Annotated in this window: 14 protein-coding genes; 9 read left to right on the top strand and 5 right to left on the bottom strand. The window is 43.7% G+C overall.

What is annotated here, in order from left to right; translation table 11 throughout:
* Positions 1 to 7: 7 nt before the first annotated feature.
* Together ABYB02_RS08410 and ABYB02_RS08405 are read right to left on the bottom strand one after the other, a co-directional pair.
* Complete coding sequence (locus ABYB02_RS08410) at positions 8 to 202, bottom strand: hypothetical protein (protein ID WP_372762021.1); 195 nt, start codon at positions 200 to 202, stop codon at positions 8 to 10.
* Complete coding sequence (locus ABYB02_RS08405; RefSeq protein ID WP_372762020.1) at positions 202 to 1,470, bottom strand: porin; 1,269 nt, start codon at positions 1,468 to 1,470, stop codon at positions 202 to 204. Before ABYB02_RS08405 ends, ABYB02_RS08410 begins: the two co-directional genes overlap by 1 nt.
* 264 nt (positions 1,471 to 1,734) lie before the next feature.
* On the opposite strand from ABYB02_RS08405, the gene ABYB02_RS08400 reads away from it, so the two are divergent.
* From ABYB02_RS08400 to ABYB02_RS08375, 6 genes are all read left to right on the top strand, one after another.
* Positions 1,735 to 2,493: a DeoR family transcriptional regulator gene (locus tag ABYB02_RS08400; RefSeq protein WP_372762019.1), complete on the top strand. Its 759-nt coding sequence runs from the start codon at positions 1,735 to 1,737 to the stop codon at positions 2,491 to 2,493.
* Between the two features lie 358 nt (positions 2,494 to 2,851).
* Positions 2,852 to 4,159, top strand: coding sequence for a M20 family metallopeptidase (locus ABYB02_RS08395; RefSeq protein ID WP_372762018.1), 1,308 nt, complete (start codon positions 2,852 to 2,854; stop codon positions 4,157 to 4,159).
* A gap of 184 nt (positions 4,160 to 4,343) precedes the next feature.
* Positions 4,344 to 5,345: a fatty acid desaturase gene (locus tag ABYB02_RS08390; protein ID WP_372762017.1), complete on the top strand. Its 1,002-nt coding sequence runs from the start codon at positions 4,344 to 4,346 to the stop codon at positions 5,343 to 5,345.
* Between the two features lie 32 nt (positions 5,346 to 5,377).
* The gene (locus ABYB02_RS08385; RefSeq protein WP_372762016.1) at positions 5,378 to 6,172 is read left to right on the top strand and encodes a LuxR C-terminal-related transcriptional regulator; all 795 of its coding nucleotides are present in this window, start codon (positions 5,378 to 5,380) and stop codon (positions 6,170 to 6,172) included.
* 97 nt (positions 6,173 to 6,269) lie between these two features.
* On the top strand, positions 6,270 to 7,532 hold the full coding sequence (gene tyrS / locus ABYB02_RS08380) for a tyrosine--tRNA ligase (RefSeq protein ID WP_372762015.1): 1,263 nt from the start codon (positions 6,270 to 6,272) through the stop codon (positions 7,530 to 7,532).
* A 98-nt stretch (positions 7,533 to 7,630) separates the two neighbouring features.
* On the top strand, positions 7,631 to 7,840 hold the full coding sequence (locus ABYB02_RS08375; RefSeq protein WP_372762014.1) for a hypothetical protein: 210 nt from the start codon (positions 7,631 to 7,633) through the stop codon (positions 7,838 to 7,840).
* Between the two features lie 28 nt (positions 7,841 to 7,868).
* Here the strand turns inward: ABYB02_RS08375 and ABYB02_RS08370 are convergent, their stop codons facing one another.
* Positions 7,869 to 9,062: an MFS transporter gene (locus ABYB02_RS08370; protein ID WP_372762013.1), complete on the bottom strand. Its 1,194-nt coding sequence runs from the start codon at positions 9,060 to 9,062 to the stop codon at positions 7,869 to 7,871.
* A gap of 114 nt (positions 9,063 to 9,176) precedes the next feature.
* Here ABYB02_RS08370 and ABYB02_RS08365 point away from each other — a divergent pair, with 114 nt between their 5' ends.
* Positions 9,177 to 9,971: a helix-turn-helix transcriptional regulator gene (locus tag ABYB02_RS08365; RefSeq protein ID WP_372762012.1), complete on the top strand. Its 795-nt coding sequence runs from the start codon at positions 9,177 to 9,179 to the stop codon at positions 9,969 to 9,971.
* On the opposite strand, the gene ABYB02_RS08360 is transcribed toward ABYB02_RS08365, so the two are convergent.
* Together ABYB02_RS08360 and ABYB02_RS08355 are read right to left on the bottom strand one after the other, a co-directional pair.
* Positions 9,959 to 12,025, bottom strand: coding sequence for a TonB-dependent receptor (locus ABYB02_RS08360; protein ID WP_372762011.1), 2,067 nt, complete (start codon positions 12,023 to 12,025; stop codon positions 9,959 to 9,961). The genes ABYB02_RS08365 and ABYB02_RS08360 overlap by 13 nt on opposite strands.
* 73 nt (positions 12,026 to 12,098) lie before the next feature.
* Positions 12,099 to 12,758: a YoaK family protein gene (locus tag ABYB02_RS08355; RefSeq protein ID WP_372762010.1), complete on the bottom strand. Its 660-nt coding sequence runs from the start codon at positions 12,756 to 12,758 to the stop codon at positions 12,099 to 12,101.
* Positions 12,759 to 13,064: 306 nt separating this feature from the next.
* On the opposite strand from ABYB02_RS08355, the gene ABYB02_RS08350 reads away from it, so the two are divergent.
* Both ABYB02_RS08350 and ABYB02_RS08345 read left to right on the top strand, forming a co-directional pair.
* Positions 13,065 to 13,472 (top strand): hypothetical protein, encoded by a 408-nt coding sequence (locus tag ABYB02_RS08350; RefSeq protein WP_372762009.1) that lies wholly within the window; start codon positions 13,065 to 13,067, stop codon positions 13,470 to 13,472.
* Between the two features lie 19 nt (positions 13,473 to 13,491).
* Positions 13,492 to 14,568: an endonuclease/exonuclease/phosphatase family protein gene (locus tag ABYB02_RS08345; protein WP_372762008.1), complete on the top strand. Its 1,077-nt coding sequence runs from the start codon at positions 13,492 to 13,494 to the stop codon at positions 14,566 to 14,568.
* Positions 14,569 to 14,695 lie beyond the last annotated feature (127 nt).

Genomic DNA, 14,695 nt, shown 5'->3' with positions numbered 1-14,695 from the left:
CATCGGCTTAATGTATGCGTTCGGGGTCGTACGTGTTATCGATAATAACAAACTCGCCTGCAGCGCCACTAAACAGGCCCGTTTCTAATCCCATTTCACGCTCATCATGCCATTGAAAAGGCTTAAGACTACTACCACCAGTAAGCATAATAAGGCCAAGGAGTAAGGGAAGTTGCCGCGTTTTTTTAGCTAATATAGCCATTAAAACTTCACTCTCGCCCCAACAGATAACACCTGTATGTCGTTAACGTCGTTGCCAACTGCTAAGTCTAATGAGTAGATGCGGTATGAGGCATATACTTCAGTACCCCAATCATTGAGTTGCTGCACAGCGCTTAAACCATACGCGGTACTTTTACTTGCTTCATTTGGCAAATTTTTAGAGCGCGTGTAATCTAGCGAAAATGCGGTTTGGCCGACGCGGGTATAATTTTTAATTAAGCCAAACTTAGCAAATAGGTTGCTAGGGTTATCTTGATCATCTTGTTCTAACATACCAGCAGCCAGCGTTAAGTTTAAGCCTGTTGCTTCGTGCAGCATTGACACAGAGCCGTCATATTGTAACCCCGCATTGGCTAAATTAGGTTCTGCAATCGCTGCTGCGCCAAGCACCTTTAGCCCATAGCCTTGCCCTTGGTATGAGAGCGTTGCATCGTAGCGACTATCACTAACAAGAGAAGTGGCCAAACTAAAGCCATTAAATGTAGGCGTATCGTAACGCAGGCGATTACGTCGATTGAGGCCATCAAAACTATTAAAGCCATCCAAGATGCGAATGTCGGTTAAGGCGTTATTATCACGCTCGCGAAAAAATAATCCGCCAGCTTGATCCGTTATGTTTGCACTAGCAACAATGGCTGTGCCCGATAAATCCCGTAATGCGCTTGAATGTGATGGGGTAAAACCTTTACCCAAAGATAATTTACCCCAGCGCTCGCTTTGCAGGAATACCTCGGTGTAGCGTTGATCGAAAATATTATTGATATCTTGGTTTGTTTGGCTAACGTTGCCTGATTTATTAGGTGCAATAGTGAGCTCTATTTTTGCCCCGATTGTCAGATCTTCACTGGCAGCAACAGTGCCTAAAAACTTAATTCTACTTTCCGCAAAGTCATTATCTACAATGTAAGCGTCAACGCCTTCACCATCATCAACCACAGATAACATTTGGTTTACCCAGCCAGATACGACAAGTTTAGTTTTTGCTTTAGGGTCGCCATGCACTATTTTGCTGACTGCGGTAGGTGTTTGCATAGTAACATCTACGGGAGCGCTACTGTTACTTTTTAGCTGATCAACTTGTTGTTTTAAAACTTCTAATTGCTGTTGTTGTTTGGTAATAAGTTGTTCGAGTCTGGCAGTGTTACTAGCGCTATTTTCTTCTGCTGCAACGCTATGTATACAGCCAAGTTGACCTGCTAGTAACACGCCGGTAAGTAATTTTTTATTGAAGGGGATCTGCTTGTTCATGTGCTTTCCTTTATTAAGATATTGCTCAATATGTTAAGACTCGTTAATTGTTGTGACTATATGTTTGAATTGTAGGGTCGTCAAGCAGTTTATTCACATAACTTACCATTTAATAACATTTAAACAGACAAGGAGTAGCCAGGAACATACATATCGGGATGAAATTGCAGGGAAATAAAGTTATTTAACAATAACAAGCATAACTTCACAGTTGCAGATTGAGTTGCTAAGATAGTGACAAAATAATAACTAATATTAGCCATTATGATCCCAGCAGAGCGCCATAAAATAATTTTATCTCTACTTTCACAGCAAGATGTTATTAGTATCAATGAGTTAGTTGATAACCTTGCGGTATCTCACATGACTATTCGCCGTGATATTGCCAAGCTAGAGAAAGATGGCAAGGTGTTGTCGGTATCGGGAGGCGTGCAACTGACGACAATATTGCACAATGAACCATCCCATGACGCGAAAGCGCAGCAAAATGCCGCAGAAAAAGCCGTTATAGGCAAACTAGCGAGCCAATTTGTCCCTAACAATGCATCGGTATACCTTGATGCCGGTACGACGTCACTGGAAATAGCGCGACAGTTAGCACATAGAGATGATTTACTCTTTATCACTAACGACTTTATGATTGCCATGTATTTGATGAAACATAGTAGCTGCGAACTTTACCACACTGGTGGGCGCGTCGATCGTGACAACCAATCGAGTGTCGGTAGTAAGGTGGCAGACTTTTTAGCCGGAATGAACATAGATGTGGCGTTTGTATCAACCTCGTCTTGGAACCTACGCGGACTGTCTACGCCAAGTGAGCCTAAAGTGATTATTAAAAAAGCGGTGGCTAAGGCGGCGCAAAAAACCATTCTAATTTCAGATTCATCAAAATATGGCAAAGTGGGCACTTTCCACGCGTTAGATATTGAATGTTTTGACATAATAATTACCGACAGCGCTTTTCCAGACAGTGTTCGTCATGAACTTGAAGAAAAAGGCATTCAAGTAGCGCTAAGCTGAGTAATAAATAATCGCAGCGCAGTCACTCGCTGCTAGAGCAAAGTACTCTATGTACTGTTTGCTCAGTAGTGTGCGTCGCGGTTACCCGTCGCTTGTTTGTTCGACAGGCAACGATTTCCCCCTTGATCAGAGTTAAGTGAAGCGGCTACGAATGAGCAGTGCCGTGGCGATTAAAAGTCGCTTTTTTTATTGGTGTTTTTACTCTAGGCAGTTTTAGTTACTATGTAGTTTCGTACATCATTTGCATAACTACTCAAATTGATTGGGTAATTATTTATGCGTGTTCACTCTGTTGCACATTCGTTAGCTATAGCCTCAGCACTTGCTGGTAAAGCTACATAATAAAAAAGGAAAATCGATGAAACGTTCATTAATCTCACTCGCTCTAGGCGTGGTAAGTTGCGGCGTATTTAATGCTAATGCCACTATTAATATCGATAAACAGCTCAATCAGGTTGAAGATAAGGTGGTTGAGTGGCGTCGCGATTTTCATCAGCACCCCGAATTAAGTAACCGCGAAACACGCACCGCGGCGATTGTGGCGCGTCATTTAAAAGCCTTGGGGATGCAGGTTGAAACTGACATTGCCTACACCGGCGTGGTGGGGATGTTAAAAGGAGCTAAACCTGGGCCTACCGTGATGCTACGTGCCGATATGGATGCCTTGCCGGTCACCGAAAAAGCCGACGTGCCGTTTAAATCATTAGTGACCACCCATTATAATGGCGTTGATGTAGGGGTGATGCATGCCTGTGGACACGACACCCATGTGGCGATGTTAATGGGCGCCGCTGAAGTATTGTCGGCGGTAAAAAGTGAGCTCCACGGTAATATTATGTTTGTATTTCAGCCGGCAGAAGAGGGGGCGCCACAAGGCGAAGAAGGCGGCGCGGAGTTAATGCTTAAAGAAGGTATATTTAAAAAATACCAACCCGATGTGGCGTTTGGTATTCATGTGATGGCGGGATTAAACAGCGGTCAAATTGGCTACCGTAGTGGCCCGATTATGGCTAGTGCCGATCGCTTTGAAATAACAGTAAAAGGCAAGCAAACTCATGGATCATCACCTTGGGGTGGCGTAGATCCAATCTCAGTTGCTGCGCAAATTGTCTCTGGGGTTAATCATATTGTTAGTCGGCAAATAAATATCACTAAAGAGCCGGCTATTATTTCGTTTGGTAAAATAGCCGGCGGTGTACGTAATAATATCATTCCAGACACGGTTGAAATGGTGGGCACTATTCGTAATTTTGATATGGATAATCGCCAGCAAATTTTTGAAAAAATAACCACCACCGCCACGCATATTGCGAAAGCGTCGGGGGCCGAAGCCGAGGTAACTATTTTTAAAGGTTACCCCGTTACGGTAAACAACCCTGCTCTTACCGCGCAAATGTTACCCACACTTGAAAAGGTAGTAGGAAAAAACAATCTGTTTGATGTACCTAAAGTCACCGGTGCTGAAGACTTTTCTTTTTATGCGCAGCAAGTGCCAGGGTTATTCTTATTTTTAGGTGGTACGCCTACAGGGCAAGACGCAAAAGCAGCACCAACTAACCATTCGCCGTACTTTTATGTTGATGAGTCCACGTTAAAAGTGGGCACCCAAGCGATGAGTCAATTAGCAATTGACTATTTAGCGGCGCAGCAAAAGCAGCCTCGATAAACTAAGCTTAAATAAATACAGTGCAGGCGCGAATAGTCATCGCGCCTGTGTTGTTTTAGCTACTAATTAGCGCGCAAAAGTACTCGCCGCTATTATTAAATAGTGTGAAGAAAGTGCGCGTTGAGGTGTTTTTTTTACCAGTTCAGGTATTATCCGCCACAACATTATTGAACGGGTGTGATTTATGACTCATTTAAGTGCAAAACAAAATATTCAAGCCATCGTTAAAGCGATTAAAACTGAAGAGGCGAAGCTACGTACAAAGCATCCTGTATTAACGCATCAAAACAGCATCGGGTTAGTTATTTTACTGTTGTCGCTTGGCGCATTAGTAGGGGTAGGCTACTTATATTATCTGGCTATTATACCTGCGTGGTTATGTATTATTTTAGTAGCCATGGCGGCATCTATTTCCCATGAGTTAGAACACGACTTAATTCATAAACAGTACTTTAGTAAGCAGCCGCTGATGCATAACTTTATGATGCTAACCGTGTGGTTAATGCGGGCAAATACTATAAGTCCGTGGTACCGCCGTAAGTTGCATTTACACCATCATAAAAACTCAGGCACCCCGCAAGACTTAGAAGAACGCTTAGTGGGTAATGGCATTAAAAACCCGTTATTACGTGCGCTGGTTATTGTTGATGGTTTATTAGGGTTATTAATTAACGCAAAACGTTTTTCTAAAGAGATCAAAGGTTTTCATTTTTTTAAAATATTTAATGCCGGCTTTCCTATTGCCACCGCATACTTTATTGTGTTGTACAGCGTTATTATATTCCATGCGGTAAATCTGTTTACCCCCATTGCACTAAGCTCACCAACTTGGCTGCTTAGCACCATGGCGGTGTTTGAATTTCTGATGGTGGTGTTAATTGTGCCTAATATTGTGCGCTCAAGTTCACTCAATTTTGTTACCTCGTGCATGCATTATTATGGTGGTGTGACTAATATGCTAGAGCAAACCCATGTGTTAACCAGTCGCGTATTTATGCCGTTTCACTTGTTTTGTTTTAACTTTGGCAAAACCCATTCTATTCATCACTTTGTACCCAATCAGCCGTTTTATTTACGCCAAATGCTGAGTAAAAAAGTACTCACTGTCATGCGTGAACATGGGGTGCGATTTAATGACTTTGCCAGTATTAAACAGGCCAATTTTTATAGCGCTAACGCCAATTAAGCTTTTAATTTACCTAACACAGTGTGGCAGTCATGATTGCAAAATCCAGTGAAAATGAGCTCATTGCGCAATGTGTTGAAGCAATAAGTTCAACCGGGTTTGCGCAAAAAATAGTGAACTATATTGCACATTTAGTGCCATTTGACTGCGCGGTCATTTTAGGTTGCAGAGCCAACAAGCACCCAATTTATTTATACGACTCGATTGCTACACGTCGCGAGTTATTGTTTCAGCGTTATTTAACCAACTCGTTTATTAATGATCCGTTTTATATTGAGCTGTCAAAAAAAGGGCATGAAGGGGTATATCGACTGGTCGATATCACCGCAAGCAAAGATTTAGCCGCGTATACGCAATATCAACAACAGTTTTATAACGAAACCGGTTGGGTGGATGAACTAAGTATTAGTGTGCGTATTGATGAGCACCGTTGGATTGTTATTTATTTAGGCTTGTTAGAAAATAAACAACGCTTTAGCGCTATCCAAAAAAACAAATTAACGGCGCATTTTAACTTAATTAAAGCCTTATGCCGCCAGCATTGGGGGAGTCAGTTATTATTACTTGGGCCACTTAACAGTAGCGCGACAGGGCAGCTGATAGAGCGTGGCTTAGCGACCTTTGCCAGCGAGCAACTCACTCCCCGCGAGCGGCAAATTGCCATGTTATTAGTGCAAGGCTGCGACTCTAACGATATTGCCACGCAATTAAACATCACCTTAGGCACAGTAAAAAATCATCGCAAACGTATTTATGCACAATTAAAAGTGTCGTCGTTGAGTGAGTTTTTTCAGCTATTTTTAAATCATTTGATCACCAGTCAATAAAGAGCCGTTTTTATCCCTTTAGGGATATATAGGAACGCCGCTGCATTAATTAGTATTTTTACCCTAACTTATTAACACACGTATGCGGAAAAATACCATGACAACAGCATTACTCGACGATATTACCCAACGCGGCTTGGTTTCTCAGGTCAGTGATTTAGCGCAATTGCAGCAATTGCTAGCCACGCCGCAAGTGGTGTACTGTGGTTTTGATCCCACCGCGGGTAGCCTACATATAGGCCACTTAGTGCCGCTGCTAATGCTAAAGCGTTTTAATGATGCGGGGCATAAAGCGGTGGCATTAATTGGTGGCGCAACCGGGCTGATTGGCGATCCAAGCTTTAAAGCCACTGAGCGCAGCTTAAACAGTAAAGAAACGGTACAAGGTTGGGTCGCCGACTTAAGCTCACAAGTAGAAAGTGTGATGAATCCGCATTTAAGCGAGCCAATTCAATTAAAAAATAATGCCGACTGGTTTAGTGGCATTGAAGTGCTCGATTTTTTTAGAGATGTAGGCAAGCACTTTTCAATTAATAACATGATCAACCGGGAGTCGGTAAAGCAACGTTTGCAACGCCCAGATCAAGGTTTGTCGTTCACTGAGTTTAGTTACACTTTATTGCAGTCGTACGACTTTGCGAAATTAAATAGTGAACTGGGTTGCAGTGTACAAATTGGTGGTAACGATCAGTGGGGCAATATTGTCAGCGGTATTGATTTAACTCGTCGCTTAAACCAACAAACGGTGTACGGATTAACCTTGCCACTTATTACTAAGTCAGACGGCACTAAATTTGGTAAAACCGAAGGTGGCGCAATTTGGCTTGATGCGAAAAAAACCTCTCCGTACCGCTTTTACCAGTTTTGGCTCAATTGTGACGATGCTGATGTTTACAACTTCTTGCGCTTTTACAGCTTTTTATCGGTAAAAGAAATCGAAGCCATAGAAGCTGACGATATTGCTAGCCAACAAAAACCGCAAGCGCAGCGTATTTTAGCCGAGCAGTTAACGCGTTTTGTGCACGGCGAGCAAGGCTTAGCAAGCGCGCAGCGCATTACACAATTGCTGTTTAATGGCCAAGTACAAACACTAACTTTGTCGGAGCTTGAGCAGTTAGAGCAAGATGGCCTAGCGGTCCACAGCATTCACGATGCACAAATTAATATTGCAGAGTTATTGGTTAAGAGCGAACTGGCCAGCTCAAAGCGCCAGGCGCGTGAATTAATTACCGCAGGTGCGATTAAAATTAATGGCGAAGCGATAGTAGACGAGCATGCGCAGTTAGATTTTCCCTTGTTTGACCGTTTTTGGGTGATACAGCGTGGCAAAAAACAATTTAGGCTTATTAAATTAGCTTAAAGCGTTAACAGCCACGCAAAGTTGAGTTGGCATTATGATGCAATAAATCAGGGCGTTTGCCTGTCTACTGTACTAGAGCCCTTGTTGGGAGTAGTACTATGTGTAGTTCAATGCGACGTAGTCGTGAGGTGAAAAAATTACACCTTCACTTTGATGACGACCTTACTGATGAGCAGCGTTTACGTTTTGCCGCTAAAGCAAATATCGCGCAAGCGCGCCGTGATGCCGTAAATAAACACAGCGCTGAGCAGCCTGCTGCACAGCGCCGTTTTAAGTTCTTTCGCTGGCTGAAAGCGTTATTTACTTAAGCGTTATTTAATTCAGCGTAATAAGCTTTTACGCTTTACTACGCATAGTAATATTGCGCCCGCCTAAATAGCCAAATAGCGCACACAACGCGCTGGCACAAGCACAAAACCACAGTGTTGAACTCCAATTGCCAAAATAACCATGTAACGCTCCGGCAATAATCGGCCCCGTTGCGGCAAGTAAGTAACCGATACACTGCGCCATACCAGACAGTGCTGCGGCTTGATGAGAGTTGTGAGTCCGTAAACTAATAAACGACAAGCCTAAAATAAAGCATGCACCAGAGCAAAACCCCATAGTGACCGACCACAGCGAGGCGTATTCGGGCAGATACAGTAAGCCAATCGACGACAAACTCGCCAGTACCCCTAAAATAAAGGTAAGTATGCGCTGATCTTTTAGTTTAGCTAATAACGGAATTAAAATAATACCCGGTAAAGCCGAGGCTACTTGAAATGAGCCTTGCAGCGCCCCCGCTTGTTGTGCACTGTGCCCGTTATCAATTAAAATACTCGGCAACCAACCAATAATAATGTAGGTAAATAAAGAGTTACAGCCAAGTAATAGAGTGATTTGCCACGCCAGAGCTTGACGCCACACTTTAACGTTGCCGGTGTTTTCAAGTAAATCTTTCGTCGGTTTGCTGCGCAGCTTTAATTGCGGCAACCAAATTACAATACTCAGTAAAGAGATTAAAGCATAGCTGGCTAACGCGATTTGCCAGCCTATCTGTTGATATTCGGCAAGGGGAATAATTAATGCCGAGTAACTGCCACCAAAAATACCCATTGCCAGTACATACGCCGAGGTCATCACGGCCACTTTATGAGCAAAGTCGCGCTTAATTAAACTTGGTAACAGCACGTTGCCAATTGCAATCCCCACCCCGATGATGGCAGTGCCTAAATAAAGCATGGGCACAGAGTGTATTAACCGTGAGACGAGGCCTAAACCAATTAACAGCAGCGCAATAAATAGCGACACTTCCAAGCCTTGTCTTTTGGCTAAACTGGTGGCCAAGGGGCTTGCTAATGCAAATGCAATTAGCGGTAAGGTAGTAAGCATACCGGCTTGCGATGCGCTTAAATCAAAACTTAGAATGATTTGGTCAAGCACCGGGGCTAACCCCGTCACTGGGGCGCGTAAATTACTGGCAATAAGTAAAATACCTAACACCAATAACGCGTAAGATAAGCGAGATTGAGATTGTTGAGTTAACACTGTATACGTCCTAGCAGGTTGGTTGTTTAGCAAGAAGCCATAGCGACTAGTATAAAGGCTAAGCGAATACTATAATTTAGTAAAAGAGACAATAAATAACTAAAAACTGACAAAATGCAGCTACCTCCAGATTGGAATGAAATAAAAAATTTTGAAACCATGCCACAGCCGGTTATTGCGAAAAGAGAATATGCCAAGCTGAGTGATGAAATTCCGCTGCACACGCATCCCAAAGGGCAACTAATTTTAGCGCTGCATGGTTATGTGACCTGTGAAGTGGCCAGCAAAATGTGGATGGTGCCCACCCATAGCGCAATTTGGATCCCCGCTAATATAGAGCACAGTAATAGAGCGTCTGACAATGCGCAGTTATGCCATTTGTTTATCGATTCGCAGTTACAGGGCATGCCAGCTACGGCATGTACCATAACGATTAGTCCGCTAATCAAAGAATTAATGTTGAGCTTAGCGAGCGTCTCGCAACATTATAGTTTAAGCGGTAAAACTGCGCGGCTGGCACAGGTGCTATTTGAGCAGCTAATTGATATGCCCATTCAACCATTAGACTTTGTATTATCGACCCATAGCGTAATAAAAACGATGACTAAGCAAATCATCAGCCAGCCTTACAGCCGTAAAACGTTGCCACAATGGGCGCAGCAGTTTGCGTTTACCGAGCGCACGTTAGCGCGACTGATAAAAAAAGAAACCGGCATGACCTTTGGTAAGTGGCGCACGCAATTACATATTATCATTGCGCTGCAAGCGTTGTCGAAGCAGCAAGGCGTGCAGCAAGTCTCGGAGTTATTAGGTTATGAGTCGGTGAGTGCGTTTATTACCATGTTTAAAAAAGTAATGAAAAAATCGCCGATGCGTTACATCAACGACTTAGAGGGTTACCAGCTATAAGTTGCGCTCAACATCGCATTACGCGGCCGACCAGGAAAGTAGCGATCGCCGCTAAAGCTAGTGTAATCGGCGCGCTCGGCATAAGCCGTATTGGTGAGGTTAATAATACGCGCTGCAAGCGCTAAATTATTGCTGACTTGCCACTGTGCTCGTAAGCTTAAAATATCATGCCCGTCATAATGGTGTAAGTTTTCAGGGTCGGTATAGTAACGGCCAACGTGGTGCCATTGCAGCGCTACATTGGCGTTATTAAACGCCTGCCAAGTTACATCTAAATTGGCTGTTTTACGCGGCGCTGTATCCATGTCGTTGCCATTAATATTAATGTTATTCAATATTTGCGTATTAGTATAGCTATGCTTGGCATAACTGGCGGCAAAGTTAACCGACCAGCGCGATGAAACGGCGTGTTCAAGCTCAAGCTCAATCCCGCGATGGCGTGAGCTGCCATTATTAACACTAAAAAAGTCACTGTCGCGGTATATAGTATGGTGTTTGCTCATAGCATAAAGCGATAAGTTATATCGGCTGTTTTGATACACGCCTTTAAGGCCAAGCTCGGCATTGTTAGCTATTTCGGCGGCTAAATTAGCCGTGCTTTGTTGGCGCTGTAACTGATAAAGTTCGGCCGCTTGTGGTGCGCGGTAGCCTCGCGAAAAGTTGGCATAAAGCAGGTTATTGGTGTTGTACTGATAACTTACTCCAAGCTTTGGCGACAGGTTACTAAAGCTATTTTTGGTGCTGGCAGGGCGGCTATATCGACACCCACCAAAACCACATTTACTACCATCTTCTTTACTGCGACCGGCTAACATATTATTAGTGTAGTCGTATTGCATGTGCTCGTAACGTGCGCCAAGTGTGACTAACCAATCGCTTAGCTGTACATTCATACTGGCAAAAGGGGCATACAAAGTGGCGTTGACATCGTAATCGTAATGTTTACCTTGTGGCACCGTGGCCACTAAAAACGCCGAGCCTTGTGTGGCATTTTGTTGGTTTTGCAAAAAATCGGCACGAGTGTATTCGCCATCGAGGCCAACGTTAAGTTGTATATTATCTTTGAGCTGATGCTGGTACAGCGACTGCAAACCTAGGCCCGTTTGGCTGTTATTTTCCAGTGGTGTGCCGGGTAAAAAATGCTTAAAAAAGTCCATGCTTTGATTGCGAAAATACACTGTGGTAGCAAGCGTACCATCATTTAATTGCCACTCAGCGTTACTCCAAACACGTAACGAACGGGCATTACGAAACGCATCTGGATCAAAGTTTTGCTGGGCTATATTTGCGTCTTTATAGCTTTCAAATCCCGTTATAAACCCCGCAGTTTGTTGCTCTAAATGCGTATACGTCAGTCCCGAGGTAAAGGTTAACTCGCCACGGTGATAACGGTGACGCAGGTTTACCTTGTGCTGCAATACGCTTTCGTCGTCGCGATAGCCGCTGTCGTCGGTAATGCTGGCATTTATGCCTAACCCGCTATTTCCCATGTCGTGACCGGCGCGTAGTTTATAGCGATTGTAGCCAAATGAGCCGTAATCAACCGCCACTAAGCCGCCCCCTTGGGTGGTGTCTGGGGTCACTACGTTAATAACGCCATGCACGGCATTTGAGCCATACAGTGCGGAGCCCGGACCTTTTAATACTTCGATACGCTGTGCCATTTCGCTATGCGCTTCAAACAACTCATTTATATTACAAAAACCAGCCGCTCGAAGCGCAATACCGTCTTCTAAGGTAAGCAGTCCGCCACAAGCCCCAGCACCCGATAAAACGGGGGAGCGCAGCGCGGGTAAATACTCTTGGCCATTACCACGCTGTATATTGGCGCCTGCGACTCTTTGCATTGCTTCTTCTATGTGCGTGGGCGCAATAGCCGCTAACTGCGTTTCATCAAGTACGCTAATAACGACGGGCAGTGGGGTGCTGAGGGCTTCAACCCGCGATGCCGTGGTGGTAATACGTTCAATTGCTGAGTGATCATTTTGTGCGGCAGTGGCCATCAATGGCAGCTGGCTGAGCATGAGTAGTGGACAGAGATAATGGCGTTTCATATATTCCTACAAATTGGTTATATAGCAATGGCACTTGAATAAGCGCAAGGCAACAAAAGTTAAACAACTTACTCTAAATGGGTTTACGTAAACGATAGAGCCGGTAAGTAATGGATAAAATAAAGCACATAATAGCCGGTACTGCTAAAGTCATCACCGACAATCGTGCAAAGAGTATAAAGCCCATCACTCCACCGCATAAAAAGCCTAAGGTGATCAGTAAAAATACCATAAACTTACGCGCATCTATGGCTTCGCCTTTGCATGCGCGGCCGAGCATTAAGCCTAAGTCGGTAAAAATACCGGTTAAATGGGTGGTACGCACGACCGCACCGCTATAATTGGTTGCTAAAGCGTTTTGTAAGCCACACGCCGCAGAAGCTAATACGATGCCATAAACAATTGTGTTATGGAGTAAATAGGCACTGGCGAGTAATAGTAACCCTTCAATAAATAATAACGTGTCGTAGTGCCGACCTAATTTTAGCGAGCCACCATTGAGTAAAAAGCCCGACAAGGCCGAGCCCAGCATAAAGCTAATGATAATACTAAACAGTAATAATGCGGCACGGCCGTCGCTCATGAGTTTAATGCCAAATAAGGTCACCGACCCCGATAAATGCGAAATGGCCTGATGTTCAAAGCCTAATAACCCCACTGCATTTACCATGCCGGCAATAAACGCCAGTGTAAAGGCTCCATATTCAACCCAGCGTGGCAATTTTGTAAACATCTTAAACTCTCAGCACTTGCTTATAGATATATTTAATATCATACACTTAAATACTCCTTTGCTAAAATAGCGAGCAAGAATGTTCGCCGTTAGCACTGCCTTTATGTTGGTCGGTCTAGCTTCATTTGCGTGTTCGTTGCTGAGGTTTTGCGTATTTATGAGTTTCTTAAAGCCGCTTTATAACTTGAATTATACGCAGTGATGCCCGACGCCATATCAAATACCTTAACATTACTTTTCATGGTTTCATTTGTTGTTCAGGCTAACTTGTTAATCTTAGGTTATAGACTACAGCAGAGACTTAATATGTATAAAACCCTTTATAGTGCATTAATTATTTTAGCGCTGAGCTCGTTAAGCGCACAGGCAAAGCATGATGATGACGATCATGGCTACCGTGATAAACATAGCGAGTATCATCACCACGGTAAAAAACACCGTGACAAAAAGTATCACCATAAACATGGCTGGAAAAAACACCACCGGGATGATTACGGGCTTACTAAAAAGCAGGTAAAAAAACTAATTCGTCAGGGTTGGACGCCACCGGGCTGGCATAAACGTTACCATCGCGGCGATATTTTACAGCATGATATATATAGACGGGCTAAGGTATTAGCGCGAGATAAAGGCACTGTGCGCATTGAGGTTGACCGAACTATTATTCATTTGGTGCATGATACTCGTGAGATACTGTCGATACTGAGCCGATAAACACCGAACAGGAGGTTACATGTTTATTACGCTGGCAATAATAATGAGCTGTTTATTATTTATCACGTTATTACCTATCAGTTATAGCCAGCATTACTTAGTGCGCAGTTGCGACTTTGTTCGTTTACAAGTGTTTTATTTAGCAAGCTTTGTCGCTGTGGTTGCTGCGTATTTTGCATATAGTGATGTGAGCGACTTTTTATATATCAGTGTTGCCGCTGTGCTTGTTATGTGCTTGCAAGCGAAGTGGATATACCCCTATACCTGGCTGGCAAAAAAAGAAGTACAAAGCGCCGCAAAACATAGTGCCCCCAGTGTTAGAATTATGTCGGCCAATGTACTGATGTCTAACCATAACAGTGAGCAACTAATTCGTTTGGTGCATCAGCAGCAGCCCGACCTGCTAATAACGCTTGAAAGTGATAGCTGGTGGCAAACTAAGTTAGCAGTACTGAAAAAAGATTACCCATATTGTATAGAATGCCCTAAAGACAACCGCTATGGCATGCATTTATATAGTAAGTTTAATATTATTGATGCGCAAATATGCGAGCTAATAGCAGACGATATACCGTCGATTCATATTTTATTTGTCACAGATCAAGGGGTAAAAATGCAAGCGCACTTTATTCACCCCGCACCGCCAAGCCCAACCGAAGAAGACTCATCGCGCCCTCGTGATAGCGAACTAATTATGGTGGCAAAGGCACTGAAAAACCCAATTCGACCTACCATAGTGGCTGGTGATTTAAACGATGTTGCATGGTCGCGCAGCACGCGATTATTTATGCAAATAAGTGGCTTGTTAGACCCTCGTAAAGGCCGCGGTTTTTACAACACCTTTCATGCCAGTTACTTTTTTATGCGCTGGCCGCTGGATCATTTATTTCACAGCGAAGGATTTAAAGTAAAACGCATTAAACGTCTGGCCAAGTATGGCTCAGATCATTTTGCGTTACTCACAGAATTAAGTTACGAAAACGCCGAGCAACACTCGTTAGAAACCAAATCGGCAGAGCACAAACAAAACGAAATTCAACAGCTTGCTATGAGTAAGGCTGACAAACGTAAAGTCCCCAAGTTTGCAGAGCAGTAGCGTACAATAAAAAAGTGGGGCGAGAATTGGCAAAACACCGCGCTTGCAACAAGCGCGGTGTTTAATTTCACTAACCTGATACCTGATACCTGATACCTGATACCTGATACCTGATACCTGATACCTG

Source organism: Pseudoalteromonas sp. (assembly GCF_041613455.1).
Classification (GTDB): Bacteria; Pseudomonadota; Gammaproteobacteria; order Enterobacterales; family Alteromonadaceae; genus Pseudoalteromonas.
This window is presented reverse-complemented; position numbering and strand designations above follow the sequence as displayed.